Here is a 16,882-nt window from a genome sequence, read left to right on the forward strand (position 1 = left end):
TCTTAAATGTTTATAAACGAAAAGTAGGTTTAGCCTACAATGCCTAAAATATTATCTTCACGCATGATCAGGTACTCTTGACCTTCGATCTTTTCAACTTTTTCAACATATGAGCCAAATAACACAGTGTCACCGGCTTTAACTTCTAACGCTCTCACGTCACCGTTTTCTAAAACGCGACCATTACCAACGGCTACAACTTCTCCGCGAGTTGATTTTTCAGCTGCAGAGCCAGTTAATACAATACCGCCAGCAGATTTTGTTTCTTCTTCTAGACGTTTAACGATTACGCGATCTTGTAAAGGACGAATGTTCATGTTTTTTAGTTCTCCTAACAGTTTCTGTACATTACAGAAAAAAGCTTTTCTAATTTGCATTCATTAATGGGGGTAGAGTGTAAAATTCCAAGAGAAAAAACGATAAATTTTTAATCTTTTCTCTCATATTCACCATCAATAGTGGTTGGTTGTTCCATTTGCCCTTGCTCTCGTTCAGCATGTTGCTGCCCAGCAAACGGCGATGGCCCTTGTTGCATGCCAGCGCTCATTCTAACAGTTGCTTGGCTAGCAAGGCCTGCAGCCAATTTGTTACGAATTGCAGGGGTTAATAATAGTAGCCCAAATACGTCGGTCATAATGCCAGGAGTAAGGAGCAATACACCTGCAATTACAACGCATATTCCGGTAAATAATTCTTTGGTTGGCATTTGCCCTTGCGCCATTTGCGCTTGTACGTTTTGCAGCGCACCCATACCTTGTGTTTTAACCATTTTGGCACCTAAAATCGCAGTAATAACAACAAGTGCAATTGTTGCAAATCCACCAATCACGTCGCTTACTTGAATCAGCAAAGCGATTTCGATAATAGGGATGATAATAAACAACACAAATAAAAATCTAAACATAGCGCTCTCTAAATAATGACACTCAAAAGAGTTGATGAAATATAAATGAGGGTGACGAGGTCTCTTTTCAAGGTTAGGGCATAGGTATCGTCATTTTACTGATATTTTAGCGTCTACACATTGTATCGGCTATCAGATACTATGAAGCTAGACACTGTCCAATAAGTAAAGGTTCATAATGAGTACGCAATTTAAAATGATTTTTACGACCTGCAAAGATGAAGCCGAAGCACGCACCCTTGCAAGGGCGCTAGTAGAGAAAAAGCTGGCCGCTTGTGTAAATATTTTACCTAACATGGGTTCTATCTATATGTGGGAAGGCGAAGTGGTAGAAGCAACTGAAGCCAAGCTACTTATAAAAACAAAAGCAGACAAAATGAACGATGTGTTTCTAACAATAAAAGAGCTACATAGCTACGAAGTGCCAGAGATTCAGGTTTTAGAAGTTTCTACGGGAAATTTGGCGTATTTTAATTGGATGGACGAGGTACTGAATTAATGCGTTTTTTCTTTTTATTGTTGGTTACATTATTAACCGTACCTGTAAAGGCTGCGACTAATAATGTGCTTGGTGATCTACTTGGGCCTCCTCAACACACTTTTTTACCTGTAGACCAAGCGTTTGTATTTGACTTTGACCAGCAAGGCAGCACCTTGTTTGTAGGTTGGGATATAGCACCAGACTATTATTTATATAAAAAGAAAATAGAAGTTATTGCCAAGGGTGCAAACATTCAAGTAGGTGACTCTGGTAGTGGCGAAATTATTGAAGATGAATTTTTTGGTAAAACAGAAGTCTTTTTTAATACCGCGAGCGTTGTTAGTAAGTTAAGTAATATCACTGAGGGAGCGGTTGTTAAGGTTCGCTATCAGGGCTGTGCAAAAGCGGGGCTTTGTTATCCACCAGAAGTGATTAGTATCCCACTTAGCGTAATTAGTGGCGCACAGATTAAAAATGTAGATCAAAATAGCGCTACAGATGAAGCGGCAACAGCGCAAAGTACATTTGCAGCACTCAACGAGCCAACTACTGAACCTACAACAAATTCAGGTGACACCGAAAAAGAACTGACTTTTACTGAGCAATTAGCCAGTCAGAGCTTAATAACTAATTTACTCATATTTTTTGCTGTTGGTGTAGGCCTTGCTTTTACGCCATGCGTATTCCCAATGTTTCCAATTTTGTCGAGCTTAATTGCGGGTCAGCAAAACCTTTCAACTAAAAAAGCGTTTGCGTTGTCGTTTGTATATATACAAGGCATGGCAGTTACCTATGCAGCACTAGGCTTAGTTGTTGCGGCGCTTGGTGGGCAAGTGCAGGGGTATTTACAGCATCCATTTGTGTTAATCAGTTTTAGTTTATTGTTTGTATTATTGGCTATGTCGATGTTTGGTTGGTACGAAATTAAACTGCCAAGCAGTATGATGAGCAAGCTAACCCAAGTAAGTAACAGCCAAAAAGGCGGCAACTACGTTGGCGTATTTTTAATGGGTGTACTTTCGGGCTTAATAGCATCACCTTGTACTACTGCGCCACTGTCGGCGGCACTGTTATTTGTAGCGCAAAGTGGTGATTACTTAGTAGGTGGTTTAACACTGTACGTGCTCAGTTTAGGTATGGGGTTACCACTTTTATTACTTGGTACATCTGGCGGTAAATTGCTTCCTAAAGCGGGTGGTTGGATGGAGCAAGTTAAAACCTTGTTTGGTTTTGTGATGCTCGTTGTGCCGCTTATATTACTTGAGCGACTAGTAAGCGCCGACATTATATTATTAATGGCAGGTGTGCTTGCATTAGCAACAGCACTGTACTTACATCATTGGCAAAGTAGCCAAACACAAAGCAAGTTAAAAACTGCATTATGGTTTGCTGCAACTCTATTAGTTATTACAGGCTTTACGTTAACTAAAAACTACTTTTGGCCAGTTCAAGTACAAACAGTACAGGTAAGCTCACAAAATAATGAGTTTAAACAGGTTGCTGATTTAGCAGAATTAAAAGAAGCAGTTGCACAAGCAAACGACGAAGGTCGAATGGTTATGGTCGATTTATATGCCGACTGGTGTGTGGCGTGTAAAGAGTTTGAACATTACACCTTTCCTGATGCCAAAGTGCAAAGTGAGTTTAGCCACTATCAGCTTATTCAAATTGATTTAACTGAGAGTGATAATAAAACAATTGAGCTAATGGAAGAGTACACGGTGTTTGGTTTACCTAGTATTTTGTTTTTTAATACTCAAGGACAAGAGCTTAGTACGCAGCGCGTAACGGGCTTTTTAAATGCTGAGGACTTTGCTAAACACCTAGCAGTTGTGCGCGCCAGCGCACAATAATAGTGCAATAGTGCCACTTGAATTGACTAAGTGGCACCTTCTTAATTCTTTTTATATTTGTACCCACGACACTGATAAGACCAGTATTTTGCTGCTATTTACGTCGAAATCACTATAATAGTTGGTTAACGTGAGAAATTGTTGCTACATTGCTTTTTCTGCTTACTTAAAAGTGAAAAACTAGTTAGTAACCGCTTAACTCATTACTTATAGGATATATCGCGTATTATGGCTGCAAAATTTAACCTTTTAGTTATAAATGGTCCAAATTTAAACATGCTTGGTAAACGTGAACCGGATAAATACGGTTTTCAGACGCTGAGTGAGATTATGGAGGAGCTAACCAGTGCTGCTAATAGTCTAGATGTTGAGTTAACGCATTTTCAAAGTAATAGTGAGCAAGCACTCATCGAACGAATTCACGATGCTTGGCAAGCGGTTGATTACATAATTATCAACCCAGCTGCATTTACGCATACTAGCGTCGCATTACGTGATGCACTGTTGAGTGTTGATATTCCGTTTTTTGAGGTGCACTTAAGTAATGTGCACGCACGTGAAGCCTTTCGTCATCATTCGTATTTTTCTGATGTGGCACAAGGCGTGATATGTGGATTAGGCGCAATGGGTTATCACGCAGCATTGAATGCCGCTGTGAGCCGGTTGCAAAGCGCAATTTAATTTAAATTAACACACAAACTAACAGGCGGGTCGTGTAATGGATATTCGCAAGATAAAGAAGCTTATCGAATTAGTAGAAGAATCAGGTATTGCTGAGCTAGAAATCACTGAAGGTGAAGAATCAGTACGTATTAACCGTAACAACATGAGTGCAGGCCCAGGTTACCCGCAATTTGCTCCACAGCAATATGCACCAGCGCCAGCAGCACCAGTTGCAGCGGCTCCTGTAGCTGTTGAAGCAGCACCAGCTGAGCCTACGGGTCATCAAGTTAAATCACCAATGGTTGGTTCTTTTTACTCTGCTGCGTCTCCTGAAGCTCCAGCATATGTAGAAGTTGGTCAGCAAGTTAAAGTTGGCGATACACTTTGTATTATCGAAGCTATGAAAATGATGAACCAAATTGAATCAGATAAAGCCGGTACAGTAAGAGCTATCTTAGCTGAAAATGGCGAGCCAATAGAATTTGATCAACCTCTATTCATCATTGAATAATAGCGTAACCTAAAAGGCCAACTCTAATGTTAGATAAAGTAGTCATTGCAAACCGAGGTGAAATTGCACTTCGTATATTGCGCGCCTGCAAAGAGCTTGGGATCAAAACGGTTGCTGTGCATTCAACGGCAGATCGCGATCTTAAGCATGTATTGCTTGCAGATGAAACCATCTGTATTGGTAGACCATCAGCAACTGAAAGTTATTTAGATATTCCGCGCATTATTGCTGCGGCTGAAATAACTGACGCTGTAGCGATTCATCCTGGTTACGGTTTCCTTGCAGAAAATGCTGATTTTGCCGACCAAGTTGAGCAAAGTGGTTTTGTATTTATCGGTCCTCGTGGCGACACTATTCGCCTTATGGGTGATAAAGTGTCTGCTATCGCAGCAATGCGTAAAGCCGGCGTTCCATGTGTTCCTGGCTCTGACGGTCCGGTATCAGATGATAAAGAACGCAACATGCAAATTGCTAAGCGTATCGGTTACCCGGTAATCATCAAAGCCGCTGGTGGCGGTGGTGGTCGTGGTATGCGTGTTGTTCGCAGCGAGTCTGAACTTATTGATTCAATTGCATTAACACAGCAAGAAGCTAAGCAATTCTTTGGTAATAGCATGGTTTACATGGAGAAATTCCTTGAAAACCCACGCCATATCGAAGTTCAAGTATTAGCAGACGGCCAAGGTAATGCAGTACATTTAGGTGAACGTGATTGTTCTATGCAACGTCGTCACCAAAAAGTAGTTGAAGAAGCTCCAGCACCAGGAATTACTGCTGAAACGCGTAAATTCATTGGCGAGCGCTGTACACGTGCATGTATCGAAATTGGATACCGCGGTGCAGGTACGTTTGAGTTTTTATACGAAAACGGCGAGTTTTACTTCATCGAAATGAATACACGTATTCAGGTTGAACACCCTGTAACTGAAATGGTTACTGGTATCGATTTAGTGAAAGAGCAGTTAAAAATTGCAGCGGGTCAACCGTTATCATTCACTCAAGACGACGTTGTTATTCGTGGTCATGCTATTGAGTGTCGTATTAATGCTGAAGATCCTGAAACGTTTATCCCGTCACCGGGTAAAATTACACGTTTCCATCCAGCAGGTGGTTTAGGTATTCGTTGGGACAGCCATATTTACGCTGACTACACGGTTCCACCACATTACGATTCAATGATTGGTAAGTTAATTACTTACGGTGAAAACCGTGATGTAGCTATTGCCCGCGCGCGCAATGCACTTAACGAGCTAGTAATTGACGGAATTAAAACTAATACTCCTTTGCATAAGAGAATTCTTGCAGATGAAAACTTCCAAAATGGTGGTACTAACATCCACTATCTTGAGAAGAAATTAGGATTGTAATTCTAGCCTGCAAAAGGCGTTTTATCTCAGTTAATAACCAGAGTTATTAATCTGATTTAAATAATTAAAAATCCGATATCAGGAGACTGATATCGGATTTTTTAACGCCTGTAATTTATACCAATTCGCTTAATTAAATGATCTATTTTGAGGGCGGAAAAACGTGTTGGTAGCTAGGCAAAAAATTCGCTATTTAGTTGTTCTCGGCAATTGCTCCTGCATTGCTCTACCTTCTGCATCCATGCAGTCGTAAATGAGAATTTTTTAACGCAGGTAGCGACACGTTTAGCCCCGCAAAATGATTAAGTATTATTGCGGATTGGTATTAAGCCTTATAGGCAATAAAAAAGTCCATAAAATATACTGCAAAGAGTAAATTCGATGGACTCAATATTTATACAATATGTTGAACTAACATTAAACTAATTTAGATTCAATTAACTGTAGTGCTTCTTCTAAAATTGTTTCTACTGCTTTTTTAGCGCGTTCAGGATCGCGTGACTTTATGGTTTCTAAAATATCAGCGTGCTTAGCAACGTCTGCGCCCGGTACACCTTTAATGTGGTTTGTATAACGAATACTTACTCTAAGGGCAGTACTAATAAACTCAGTTAACTGCACAAAAAAGCGATTGTTACTGGCAACTAATATACTGGTATGAAAAGCAATGTCAGCTTCTAGTGGGTCGTCCAAGCCTTCGTCTGCTTCAGCCATACGGGCTAAGGCGTTATCAATTTCAGCGAGTTGTTCAGCAGTTGCATTTAGTGCTGCAAGAGCGGCCGCTTGTGGCTCAAGGGCAACGCGTACTTGAGTAAACTCTTTTAATAATGACAGTGATGGCTTGCTGCTTAAAATCCAACGTAGTACGTCGGTATCAAACATGTTCCAGCTACTTTCAGGTAATACACGAATACCTTGCTTAGGACGGGATGAAATTAATCCTTTAGCAGAGAGCATTTTTACCGCTTCGCGGGTAGCGCTGCGACTTACATCATACTTTATACATAAATCGGCTTCAGAAGGCAGGCCTTCGCTTACAGGGTAAACACCACGCACAATAGCAAAACCCAAATCGTGGGTTAATTGTTGTGTTAAATTTTGACGGGGTTGGCTTTTCATTGCGCAGGATTCCGAGTTGATATATTGCTTTATTATATATCATATATCATATTAATGTACTTAAGGATATGATATAAACTTTTAATTAGTTAAATATTTTAGCACAGCAATAACAACTTAGTTTGGCTATTTATACTGTAAATGTAAGTTTATAAAGGGTTTAATTAAAATTGAAAATGCGCTGTATGGAGAGTTGAATTTGAACACCCTAGCTCAATATCATAGTCTTTCTGGTAAAGTTATTTTTATTACTGGTGGTGCATCAGGCATTGGCAGAGCAATGGTTAAGTCCTTTGTAAACCAAAATGCAAAAGTAGCATTTATAGATATTGATGATAAGGCAGCGCAATCGCTTATTCGTGATTTACCCAATGCAAAACTATGGTATAGGCAAGTTGATGTAACTGACTCTCATGCACTTCAGCAATCACTTGTGGATGCATGCGCCGCTTTTGGTGCCATTAATGTACTAGTCAATAATGTAGCGAACGACCGCCGCCAAGCGAGCGAAGACGTTACAGTGCAAGACTGGGATCAGTGCTTACAAATAAACTTAAACCCTGCATTTTTTGCCTCTCAAGTTGCTATGTCTTTTATGAAAGGCGATGGAGCCGGCAGTATCATTAATTTTAGCTCTATTAACGCGATTATGGGCCAGCCACAAATGGCAGGCTATGTAACCGCAAAAGCAGGGCTAATTGGTATGACTAAGGCATTGGCTCGCGATTACGGCGAGTTTGGTATTCGCGTTAACGCTATTTTGCCAGGGTGGGTGGCTACCGACCGTCAACTAGCAAGCTGGTTTACCGAAGAAGAGCAAGTTAAGTGGATGGAAGCCATGGCGCTTAAAAAATTAGTAACTCCTGAAGATGTTGCTAATTTGGCACTCTTTTTAGCCGCCGATGAAAGCAGTATGATCACCGGGCAAAGTATTAAAATTGACGGTGGGAGGCTTTAAAGCTTGGCTAATTCATCTCTTTTTATTGCTGTTGACTGGGGCACGAGCCATTTACGTGCTTATTTGTGCGAAGTACAAGCGCAATCAACACTTAAATTATTAGCACAACGTGATGGCCCTGGCGTTGTTAAGGCGAATCAAAATTTTGAGCAAACCCTAATCGACACGATTTCGGTGTGGAAGCAAGAATATGGGAGTTTACCTATATATATTGCAGGGCAAATTACCTCAAGCATCGGCTGGCACGAAACGCCATATTTAGAATGCCCAATTAATCCCGAAGGGCTACTTAATGCTGCGGTTAGCTTTGATTGCGATGGACATATTATTAAAGCGTTACCTGGCACAAAGTGTACGCTGCAAAACGGCTTGTTTGATGTAATGCGCGGCGAAGAGCTGCAAATTTTAGGGTTTTTAAAGCAAAATCCAGAATATCAACAAGGTAAAATATTATTATGTTTGCCTGGCACACATACCAAATGGGTGCTTATAAATAACGGCGAAATCATTTGCTTTAAAACAGCCATGACCGGCGAGTTATACGATTTGTTATGTCATCAAAGTGTTTTAATTCCTAATGACTGCGCAGAAGGTGAGTTTGATTTTAAAGCATTTGAGCAAGGCTGTGAGCTAACTTTAGGTAGTGATAGCGGTAACTTGGCTCATGGTATTTTTAGTGTGCGTACACGCCAGCTTTCAAAAGAGTTAACGCCAGTACAAGCCAAAGCTTATTTGTCGGGTGTATTAATTGGCAGCGATGTACGAGCAGCTCGCCATGCAAGCGAGTGGCAATTATTGAGTGATACACAAGTAGTGGTGATTGGCACAAAGCAGCTTAATAAGTGTTTTACCACAGCGCTTAAACAAATTGGTGTTAAGTGTGTTGAGTTTGATATTAAAACAGCCACGCTAAGCGGCTTTAATTACTTATTTAATTTAGAGTCAAAAAATAAACCCCTCTATAATAATTAAATTATAAAGGGGTTGCACGGGAATTTTTTAGGACTATAACAGCCAATTACTTTAGCGGTTATTAAGCAATTTTAGCCGCTTTGCTTTGCTCAATATAATCATTAAGCGCAGCAACTTGTGCCTCATTAAAACGTAGTCCTAATTTGCTGCGGCGCCATAAAATATTGTATGCGTTTTCTGCCCACTCTTCATTTAGCAAGTAATCTACTTCTGCTGCAAATAAACCATGGCCAAAATCTTGGCCTAAATCACTCAACCCAGTTGCACTGCCTAATATATTTTTAGCACGAGTACCATAAGTGCGTACAAAGCGTTTAAGTGTTATTTCAGGTAACCATTCATATTTTGCTTTTAGCTCTGATTTAAGTGCTTCTACAGAGCTAAAATCGCCACCAGGGAGCGAACTATGCTTGGTCCATGCTTTGCTCATTTGTGGGTAAAAGTCTTCAAGCTTATTAACCGCAGCTTCGGCAAGTTTGCGATAAGTTGTAATTTTTCCACCAAACACACTCAGTAGAGGTGTTTGTTTAGCATCACTCGAAAGCTCTAATTTATAATCGCGTGTAACGGCTTGCGCATTAACTGATTCGTCATCAAGTAATGGGCGTACACCTGAAAAGGTATGTACTATGTCTTCGCGTTTAATCGGTTGTTTAAAGTAGGTATTAGTAATATCAATTAAGTAATCAATTTCTTCATCACTAATTTTAACGTCTTGTGCTTCACCTTTGTGTTCTACATCGGTTGTGCCAATAAGTGAGAAGTCATCTTCAAACGGAATAACAAACACAATACGCTGATCTTTATTTTGTAAAATATAAGCTTGTTTCTCATCGTGAATGCGAGGCACTACAATGTGGCTACCTTTTACAAGGCGAATATTTTGTGGCGATTTTTCTGTTAGGGCTTCATCAAATAACTTAGCAACCCACGGGCCTGCAGCATTAACGATACCTTTGGCTGAAATGCTGTATTTAGCTTTACTCTTTTGTTGTTCAAGCGTTACCTGCCATTTACCGTGCTCACGTTTAGCATTTACACACTTAGTTTGTGTGGTAATAACGGCGCCTTTTTCCTGCGCCGCAAGGGCGTTTAAAACGACTAAGCGAGAATCGTCAACCCAGCCATCAGAGTATTCAAACCCTTTGGTAATAGAGGGTTCTAAAACGCTATTTTCGCCAAATTTAATGCTTCGAGAACCCGCTAGTGTTTCGCGTTTCGCTAGGTTGTCATACATAAACAAACCAATGCGAATCATCCATGCAGGGCGTAAATGCTTTTGATGCGGCAATCTAAAAGTAAGTGGCCACATAATATGGGGTGCGTTCTTAAGTAGCACTTCTCGCTCTGCTAGGGCTTCTTTTACTAATCTAAATTCGTAATGCTCAAGGTAGCGTAGACCACCGTGGATCAGCTTAGAACTATTTGAAGATGTTGCACAGGCAAGGTCTGATTGTTCGCACAAGAGTACTTTTAATCCTCTGCCTGCTGCATCAGCTGCTATTCCAGTGCCGTTTACACCGCCACCGATGACTAGTAAGTCATATTCGTTATCTGCTAATTCCACCGAGCTAACCTTTTTATTTGTAATATAAATAAGACATAAGCATCATAAAGCTGCTGTTTTCATTTGACAATAGAAAACCCAGTTTTTTATTCGTTAATTTTGACGCCAATCCATTTTCAATTTAAAGCAGTAAAGCATGCCTTTTAAATCTAGCCTTTAGCTAAGTTAAAAAAGCAAAGTGGTTAAAGTATTGGCCTTAACCACTTAGTATTTACTATGGGCAGTTTTTATTCGTTAAGCATACTTGAGCTACGCAGTGCTGCCATTTTGCGTATAGGTCGTTACGCTCGTCGGCACTCATGGTTGGCTCAAAACGACGGTCGCATGTCCACATTTTAGATAACTGCTCAGTTGACTCGTACACACCCGTTTGTAAGCCTGCTAAATATGCTACGCCTAAAGAAGTGGTTTCGGTCACAGTTGGGCGCTCAACTGTTGCGCCTAAAATATTTGATAAAAAGGTCATAACCCAATTATTTTTTACCATACCGCCATCTACACGAAGCACACTTGGGCGAAGACCATCACGCTCCATCGCTTTTTGTAAATCTTTGGTCTGGTAGCCAACTGATTGCAGCGCTGCAGCAACTATGGTGCTAATACCCGAATCGCGTGTTAGCCCTAAAATAGCGCCACGTGCATTAGGGTCCCAATAAGGAGCACCTAAACCCGTAAACGAAGGCACTAAAAATACACCATGATCGAGCGGTACATCTTTAACCATCGACTCACTTTCGCCAGCATGGCTAAGTAGCTTTAAGCCTTCAACAATCCACTGCATAGTTGCGCCAGCCATAAATATACTGCCTCAATGGCGTAAGTTGGCTTGCCGTTTAATCTATAAGCAACAGTGGTCAATAAGCGGTTTTCTGAGGTCAGTGCTTTTTCGCCAGTGTTAAGCATTAAAAAACAGCCAGTACCGTAAGTACTTTTTGCCATGCCTTGTTCAAAACATGCGTGGCCAACAAGCGCAGCTTGCTGATCGCCTGCAATACCACAAACACGAATTGGCGCGCCAAAAATGTCAGCACTCGTTGAACCAAACTCGTCAGCTGAATCCATTACTTCTGGCAGCATAGATTCTGGAATATCGAATAACTCTAGAAGCTCTTGATCCCACTGCTGGGTGTGAATATTAAATAACATGGTGCGTGATGCATTGGTTGCATCGGTGCGGTGCTCTTTGCCGCCTGTTAGCTGCCAAAGTAGGTAAGTGTCAACTGTACCGAAGGCGAGTTCGCCTGCGAGGGCTTGTTCGCGTGCGCCTTCAACGTTATCTAAAATCCAACGAATTTTAGTGGCTGAAAAATAAGGGTCGAGCAATAAGCCTGTTTTTTCGCTTATCGTTTGGCAAAGCTCATCAGTTGTTAGGCTTTCGCAATAGTCACTTGTGCGACGGTCTTGCCATACAATAGCGTTATAAATTGTTTTGCCTGTTTTTTTGTTCCACACTAAAGTGGTTTCGCGCTGGTTGGTGATACCAATGGCAATAATTTCTTCAGGCTTTACATCGTTTTTAGTTAACACTTCGCGACTAGTGCTAAGCACTGTTTGCCAAATATCGTTAGGGTCGTGTTCTACCCAACCATTTTGTGGAAAATGCTGCGAAAATTCTTGTTGTGCTGTACCAAAAACGTCTGCATCTTTTGTAAACAAGATGGCCCGAGAGCTTGTGGTTCCTTGATCAATTGAGAGTATGTATTTGGACATAATTATTAATATTATTTATCTTATATATAGCTAGATTGCCTTTAACTGAGGCTAATGGCAATGATTTTTTCTTAAAATTCCTGATTAAAAAGTAAGCGTGTTTTTTTAACAGGTAACTCTTTAATAAAACACGTTTTACTTTGAGGTGATTTTAAGTGCGAACACGGCTATAAAAAAAGATAGCCGTGTTGAGTAAGTTATTTAGCGTGTGGTTTAGCTTGCTGCCAATCCATACCGGTAGAAAAGCGATTATCAAACCCGCGCCACTGTGGTAGTGGTTTACCGTCAACAACAGCTTGGTCGCCGTTTTGTGGTAAATCTAAGTATTCACATTGAGTGGTTATGCCTTTTACATGACAGTCCATCATCGCAAGTACAAAATGCTTGTTGGTTTCGTTAATTGTGCGCATAGACCACGAAGGCTCGTAGTAATGGCCTATATCTAGCTCACTGCTGCTTTGTGCAATAGCAGGGGCTGGGTGTGGTGCAATATTATGGCGTGCATTTTTGTAAGTAAGCATGTATTTATCTTTGCTGCCTGTTTGGTTATAAAGGTTTTTAATACCTTCATAGCCAGAAATGTCATCTAAGTTACCGGCGACATAAAGCGAAGGTACTTTAATATTTCCCATCGCTTTGGCATCAAATATAGCGTGCTGTCCGCCCCAAGGCGCAAAGGCCACCATCGCTTTTATACGTGGGTCTACTTTTGGGTTTTTGTATTGCCCACCAGCGCAGCTGTTTAGTAATTGCTGTACTTTTTCAATTTGAACAGGGTCTTTCATACCCGTAAACATAGCCGTTGTTTGCTCATTAAAAGCGTAACAACCACCTATCGTATTTACAGCGCCATAGCCACCCATTGAGTAACCAATTACGCCTGCGCTTTTGTTATCTACTTGCTTGCTTGCAAAGTTGTTTTGCTCATTAAAGTAATTAATAACAAACTGCTGATCGCGTGAGCGATTTATAAGCGTGCTAAAAAAGCCAGAGAACGGCGCATTTTTAAAATCAACATCGGCATTGGTTGAGTCAGTATGATCAATAGCTACCACAATGTAACCGTGCGACGCTAAATGCTCGCCAAGGTAGTACATAATTGTACGGTAACCGGTATAACCGTGCGAAAGCACTATCACAGGGTAGTGTTCTTTATTATTAATGGCGACATCACGCATTGCATCGGCTTGCAGAGTAAACTCTTTACCTGAGCGAGTTTCATCTGTGTAGCTGCTAAGTGGCGCTTTTGCTGTATTTGCAGCCGGATACCACACTTCTACTTTTAAAGGGCGATCTTTTTGACCTTGTGTAGCGGGGTCAAATTGCGCAGGGTTAACTAAATCAAGTGTTTGCACACCTACATTGTAGCTACCTTTAGCTGCAAGCTCTGGGAGTACTTCGCTAGTGATTGGCGGGTATAGCTGCTCTGGTTTATTAGATTCAGCAACAGCTACACTGGCAGATAAACTGCACGTAGCAAGTAATATGGCTTTTGAAAGCGCCTTGAGTGTGTGTGTCATTGTGTGTCCTTGTTGTGTATTTTTATTTTTTAATTTGTCAGTTCAGCTGACTCGATGGCATTGCTATATTGCAACTGCCATTGTGCTCGTAAGGTATCCATTATGTTCATAACTCGTAAGCTAGTACCCAGTGGTAATACACAGCTTTGGGTTTGTTTTTGTAATATACACTGCGTGACATGTGCAATTTCAAACTTAAAGTTTTCATCGTCGCTAAAATCGTATTTAAAGTACTGAGGGTCTTGGTCGTTTATGTGTAGCTCTAGCGTTTTTGCACCTACAAACTGAGGTATTCGAATATAGCCAAGCTCACCATTAATACATGCTTCTGTTGGGCCATTTTGCTGCAGTGCGCTGGCAAGAGATGCAAATTGCCCGTTACCGTAATCAACTATAGCAGTGCTTCGCTCATCAACGCCGGTTGTGCTTTTATATACAAAGGATTTGATGTGTTCAGGGGCTTTATTAAATACCACATCAGCAATCGAAATAGGGTAAATACCTAAATCGAGCAGGGCGCCACCCGCTGTTACAGGGTTCATTAATCGGTGAGTGTCGGCAAAGCTGCCAGGTAAACTAAAGTTGGCATTAACACTGTGCACATTACCAATAACACCTTCACTTAGGAGTTGTTGTAATTTTACTATGGCTGGTAAAAACCGCATCCAAACGCCTTCCATTAAAAAGCAGTTTTGTTGCTTGGCAAGCTCAGTGAGGTTTTGCAATTGCTTAGCATTAACGGTAATCGGTTTTTCGCTTAGCACGTGCTTATTGTGTGTTAAGCATTGGGCGATAGTTTTAAAGTGTTGATCGTGCGTATTGGCAATATAAATAGCGTCTATATTTGGGCACTGCATAAGAGCTTGATAGCTCTCGTAGCCTTGAATATTGTACGGTGTGGCAAATTCTTTAGCGCGCTGCATACTCGTTGAAGCCGCGCCAATAAGCTGTGCATCACTGCAATGCGCAATGCTTTTAGCAAAGGTGTGAGCTATATTGCCACACCCAATAATTCCCCAATTAACCTTTGCCATGCTTATTCCTTAAGTTTATTTAAAAAGACGTAATTTGTAATCCTGAGCCCGCTGAACATACGTAAATATCAGCATTTAGGCTAAAACGCTCAAAGTAATGCTTTTCTACCGCAGCTTTAATTAGTGGTACTTCCGCATCGCGACACAAACATACAATAGCACCACCAAAGCCGCCACCCGTCATACGTACTGCGCCACGGTCGCCCATGGCTTCTTTACAAATCTCTACTAGGCCATCGGTTGCAGGTACGGTTACTTCAAAGTCGTGTTTAAGTGATTGATGCGATGCTGCCATTAGGGTGCGAAGTGCATCCATATCGTTATTCTGTAGTGCAGTTGTTGCTGCAATTACACGATCGTTTTCGCTAATTACGTGGTGTGCACGTTTATATTCGTTTTCGCTTAATGTCGCTTTTACTGCTTGCAGGGCAGTCATGGTTGCTTGGCGAAGTGTTTCTACACCCATTTTTACAGCTGCTTGTTCGCAGTCAATACGGCGCTGGTTGTATTCGCTATCAACCAACTTACGCGGGTAGTTAGAGTTAACAATAACAATATTTAAATCATCAGGAACTTTAACTGATTTAGTTGCTAGGTTTTCACAGTCGATTAATAGTGCATGCCCATTTTCGCCTTTAGCTGAAATAAGCTGATCCATAATGCCGCATTGGCAATGCATAAAGTCATTTTCGGCTTCTTGGCCAAATAGCGCAATTTGCTCTGGCGGTAAACCAAGCTGTGCAATATGGTTAAACATACCGCCAACTGCAACTTCTAGTGCGGCCGATGACGACAAGCCACTACCTTGCGGTAAGTTACTGTCAATTAGTAGGTCGGCGCCACGTAGTTTGTAGCCCGCTCTTTTAAGAACATAAGTAACAGCACGAATGTAGTTACCCCATTGCGATTGGCCTTCAGTAATTTCTTCATCAACGCTAAAGCTGTCTTGCTCGCCTGGATAATTTAAAGAATGCACAGTGATAATATTGTCGTCGCGCTCTTTAAACATTACTTGGGTACGAAACTCTAACGAACACGGTAAAACAAAACCGTCGTTGTAGTCGGTAAATTCGCCAATAAGGTTTACACGGCCCGGTGCTGCAGCAATACCTTGAGCAGGCGCGCCATACAGTGACAAAAATTGTTGTTGGAATTCGTTAAGCTTCATCTGTGTGTCCTGCTGTATCTTTATAGTGTGTGGTACTGGCTGCTTTTAAAATAGAAGCAGCGGTTTCTGCGCTTAAGTCGCGTTGGCTTTCGCCTAGCATTTCGTAGCCTACCATGTGTTTTTTAACAGTAGCAGAGCGAAGTAGCGGCGGATAAAAATGAGCATGTAAGCGCCAATGTTGCTCATCAGAGCCTCTGTTAGCCGGTGCATTGTGCCACCCCATTGAGTATGGGAAGCTGCAATTAAATACGTTGTCGTACTTAGTGGTTAATACTTTAAGTGCCTGAGCCAAAGAGTCGGTTTGCACATCGTTTAGCTGGCTAAAGTTTTGAATATTATCTTTAGTTACTAGCATTGTTTCAAACGGCCATGCTGCCCAAAATGGCACCACAACAAGCCAATGTTCGTTTTCAAATACAACACGTGTTTGATCTGCTTGCTCTTTTTGCGCGTAATCGGCAAGCATAGCTGTACCATGCTTTTTATAATAGGCAAGCTGCTGGGTATCTTCGGCTTCTATTTCGGTTGATAAATGCGAGTGAGCCCATACTTGGCCGTGAGGATGAGGTTGCGAGCAACCCATGATCTCGCCTTTATTTTCAAAAACTTGTACACATTCGTACTGCTGTGCAAGCTCTGTGTAATTTTGTTTCCAGGTTTTTACTACTTCGTGCAATGCGTTTTGGCTAAGCTCTGGTAGTGTTTTATTGTGCTCTGGAGAAAAACAAATTACGCGGCATTCGCCACTGGCTTCGTCGGCAATAAATAAATCGCTGTCTGACTCTAAGGCTTGTAATTGCTCGCTGGCATTAGGTGTTAATGCGCCAAAGTCATTTCTAAATACGTGTGTGTATTTGTAATCTGGATTGCTGTCGCCATTTGCACGGGTATTACTTGGGCAAAGTGGGCAGCTGTCATCGTGTTTTGGTAGTACGTTTTCGTTAACGGCTTCTGTTGCGCCTAACCATGGGCGGTTATTACGATGTGGTGACACTAATACCCAACGACCCGTTAGCGGATTTTTACGTCTGTGAGTACTTTCTAATAAAGCCATG

15 protein-coding genes and 1 pseudogene are annotated in these 16,882 nt (G+C 41.4%); 7 read left to right on the plus strand and 9 right to left on the minus strand.

Translation table 11 applies throughout. The features are described 5' to 3' along the window. Positions 1 to 29: 29 nt before the first annotated feature. Positions 30 to 317, minus strand: a complete 288-nt coding sequence (locus tag CXF76_RS19515; protein WP_007580032.1) for a co-chaperone GroES — start codon at positions 315 to 317, stop codon at positions 30 to 32. A gap of 110 nt (positions 318 to 427) precedes the next feature. Further along, positions 428 to 904: an FxsA family protein gene (locus tag CXF76_RS19520; protein WP_101164417.1), complete on the minus strand. Its 477-nt coding sequence runs from the start codon at positions 902 to 904 to the stop codon at positions 428 to 430. 178 nt (positions 905 to 1,082) lie between these two features. Between CXF76_RS19520 and cutA the strand changes: the two genes are divergently transcribed. From cutA to accC, 5 genes are all read left to right on the plus strand, one after another. Further along, complete coding sequence (gene cutA, locus CXF76_RS19525) at positions 1,083 to 1,403, plus strand: divalent-cation tolerance protein CutA (protein ID WP_024607669.1); 321 nt, start codon at positions 1,083 to 1,085, stop codon at positions 1,401 to 1,403. Beyond that, on the plus strand, positions 1,403 to 3,238 hold the full coding sequence (locus tag CXF76_RS19530; RefSeq protein ID WP_101164418.1) for a protein-disulfide reductase DsbD: 1,836 nt from the start codon (positions 1,403 to 1,405) through the stop codon (positions 3,236 to 3,238). The genes cutA and CXF76_RS19530 overlap by 1 nt, the downstream gene beginning before the upstream one ends. A 228-nt stretch (positions 3,239 to 3,466) precedes the next feature. After that, on the plus strand, positions 3,467 to 3,919 hold the full coding sequence (gene aroQ / locus CXF76_RS19535) for a type II 3-dehydroquinate dehydratase (RefSeq protein WP_007580040.1): 453 nt from the start codon (positions 3,467 to 3,469) through the stop codon (positions 3,917 to 3,919). Positions 3,920 to 3,956: 37 nt separating this feature from the next. Further along, positions 3,957 to 4,412 (plus strand): acetyl-CoA carboxylase biotin carboxyl carrier protein, encoded by a 456-nt coding sequence (gene accB / locus CXF76_RS19540; RefSeq protein ID WP_024589567.1) that lies wholly within the window; start codon positions 3,957 to 3,959, stop codon positions 4,410 to 4,412. Between the two features lie 26 nt (positions 4,413 to 4,438). After that, entirely contained in the window at positions 4,439 to 5,779 is a 1,341-nt protein-coding gene (gene accC / locus CXF76_RS19545; protein WP_007580045.1) for an acetyl-CoA carboxylase biotin carboxylase subunit, read from the plus strand. 417 nt (positions 5,780 to 6,196) lie between these two features. Here the strand turns inward: accC and CXF76_RS19550 are convergent, their stop codons facing one another. Next, entirely contained in the window at positions 6,197 to 6,898 is a 702-nt protein-coding gene (locus tag CXF76_RS19550; protein WP_007580047.1) for a FadR/GntR family transcriptional regulator, read from the minus strand. 199 nt (positions 6,899 to 7,097) lie between these two features. Between CXF76_RS19550 and CXF76_RS19555 the strand changes: the two genes are divergently transcribed. Next, positions 7,098 to 7,856, plus strand: a complete 759-nt coding sequence (locus tag CXF76_RS19555; RefSeq protein WP_002958845.1) for an SDR family NAD(P)-dependent oxidoreductase — start codon at positions 7,098 to 7,100, stop codon at positions 7,854 to 7,856. Between the two features lie 3 nt (positions 7,857 to 7,859). Then, positions 7,860 to 8,828: a 2-dehydro-3-deoxygalactonokinase gene (locus CXF76_RS19560; protein WP_024589568.1), complete on the plus strand. Its 969-nt coding sequence runs from the start codon at positions 7,860 to 7,862 to the stop codon at positions 8,826 to 8,828. A 61-nt stretch (positions 8,829 to 8,889) separates the two neighbouring features. On the opposite strand, the gene glpD is transcribed toward CXF76_RS19560, so the two are convergent. From glpD to CXF76_RS19590, 6 genes and pseudogenes are all read right to left on the minus strand, one after another. Continuing rightward, positions 8,890 to 10,395: a glycerol-3-phosphate dehydrogenase gene (gene glpD / locus CXF76_RS19565; protein WP_101164419.1), complete on the minus strand. Its 1,506-nt coding sequence runs from the start codon at positions 10,393 to 10,395 to the stop codon at positions 8,890 to 8,892. A 214-nt stretch (positions 10,396 to 10,609) separates the two neighbouring features. Then, positions 10,610 to 12,105 (minus strand): annotated as a pseudogene (gene glpK / locus CXF76_RS19570) (glycerol kinase GlpK). Positions 12,106 to 12,302: 197 nt separating this feature from the next. Further along, a complete protein-coding gene (locus CXF76_RS19575) occupies positions 12,303 to 13,625 on the minus strand; it encodes an alpha/beta hydrolase family protein (RefSeq protein ID WP_101164420.1) in 1,323 nt (440 codons plus the stop codon). 29 nt (positions 13,626 to 13,654) lie between these two features. Next, positions 13,655 to 14,659 (minus strand): Gfo/Idh/MocA family protein, encoded by a 1,005-nt coding sequence (locus tag CXF76_RS19580; protein ID WP_101164421.1) that lies wholly within the window; start codon positions 14,657 to 14,659, stop codon positions 13,655 to 13,657. Between the two features lie 19 nt (positions 14,660 to 14,678). Beyond that, entirely contained in the window at positions 14,679 to 15,827 is a 1,149-nt protein-coding gene (gene galK, locus CXF76_RS19585; protein ID WP_101164422.1) for a galactokinase, read from the minus strand. Continuing rightward, positions 15,817 to 16,881, minus strand: a complete 1,065-nt coding sequence (locus tag CXF76_RS19590) for a UDP-glucose--hexose-1-phosphate uridylyltransferase (RefSeq protein ID WP_101164423.1) — start codon at positions 16,879 to 16,881, stop codon at positions 15,817 to 15,819. The genes galK and CXF76_RS19590 overlap by 11 nt, the downstream gene beginning before the upstream one ends. Position 16,882 lies beyond the last annotated feature (1 nt).

The organism is Pseudoalteromonas sp. 78C3, from assembly GCF_002836695.1.
Lineage (GTDB): Bacteria > Pseudomonadota > Gammaproteobacteria > Enterobacterales > Alteromonadaceae > Pseudoalteromonas > Pseudoalteromonas arctica.

Coding starts and splice junctions, on each gene's coding strand:
- accB (WP_024589567.1), top strand. CDS start 3,957: ATGGATATTCGCAAGATAAAGAAGCTTATCGAATTAGTAGAAGAATCA.
- CXF76_RS19590 (WP_101164423.1), bottom strand. CDS start 16,881: ATGGCTTTATTAGAAAGTACTCACAGACGTAAAAATCCGCTAACGGGT.
- CXF76_RS19550 (WP_007580047.1), bottom strand. CDS start 6,898: ATGAAAAGCCAACCCCGTCAAAATTTAACACAACAATTAACCCACGAT.
- CXF76_RS19515 (WP_007580032.1), bottom strand. CDS start 317: ATGAACATTCGTCCTTTACAAGATCGCGTAATCGTTAAACGTCTAGAA.
- accC (WP_007580045.1), top strand. CDS start 4,439: ATGTTAGATAAAGTAGTCATTGCAAACCGAGGTGAAATTGCACTTCGT.
- galK (WP_101164422.1), bottom strand. CDS start 15,827: ATGAAGCTTAACGAATTCCAACAACAATTTTTGTCACTGTATGGCGCG.
- CXF76_RS19580 (WP_101164421.1), bottom strand. CDS start 14,659: ATGGCAAAGGTTAATTGGGGAATTATTGGGTGTGGCAATATAGCTCAC.
- CXF76_RS19530 (WP_101164418.1), top strand. CDS start 1,403: ATGCGTTTTTTCTTTTTATTGTTGGTTACATTATTAACCGTACCTGTA.
- aroQ (WP_007580040.1), top strand. CDS start 3,467: ATGGCTGCAAAATTTAACCTTTTAGTTATAAATGGTCCAAATTTAAAC.
- CXF76_RS19520 (WP_101164417.1), bottom strand. CDS start 904: ATGTTTAGATTTTTATTTGTGTTGTTTATTATCATCCCTATTATCGAA.
- CXF76_RS19575 (WP_101164420.1), bottom strand. CDS start 13,625: ATGACACACACACTCAAGGCGCTTTCAAAAGCCATATTACTTGCTACG.
- cutA (WP_024607669.1), top strand. CDS start 1,083: ATGAGTACGCAATTTAAAATGATTTTTACGACCTGCAAAGATGAAGCC.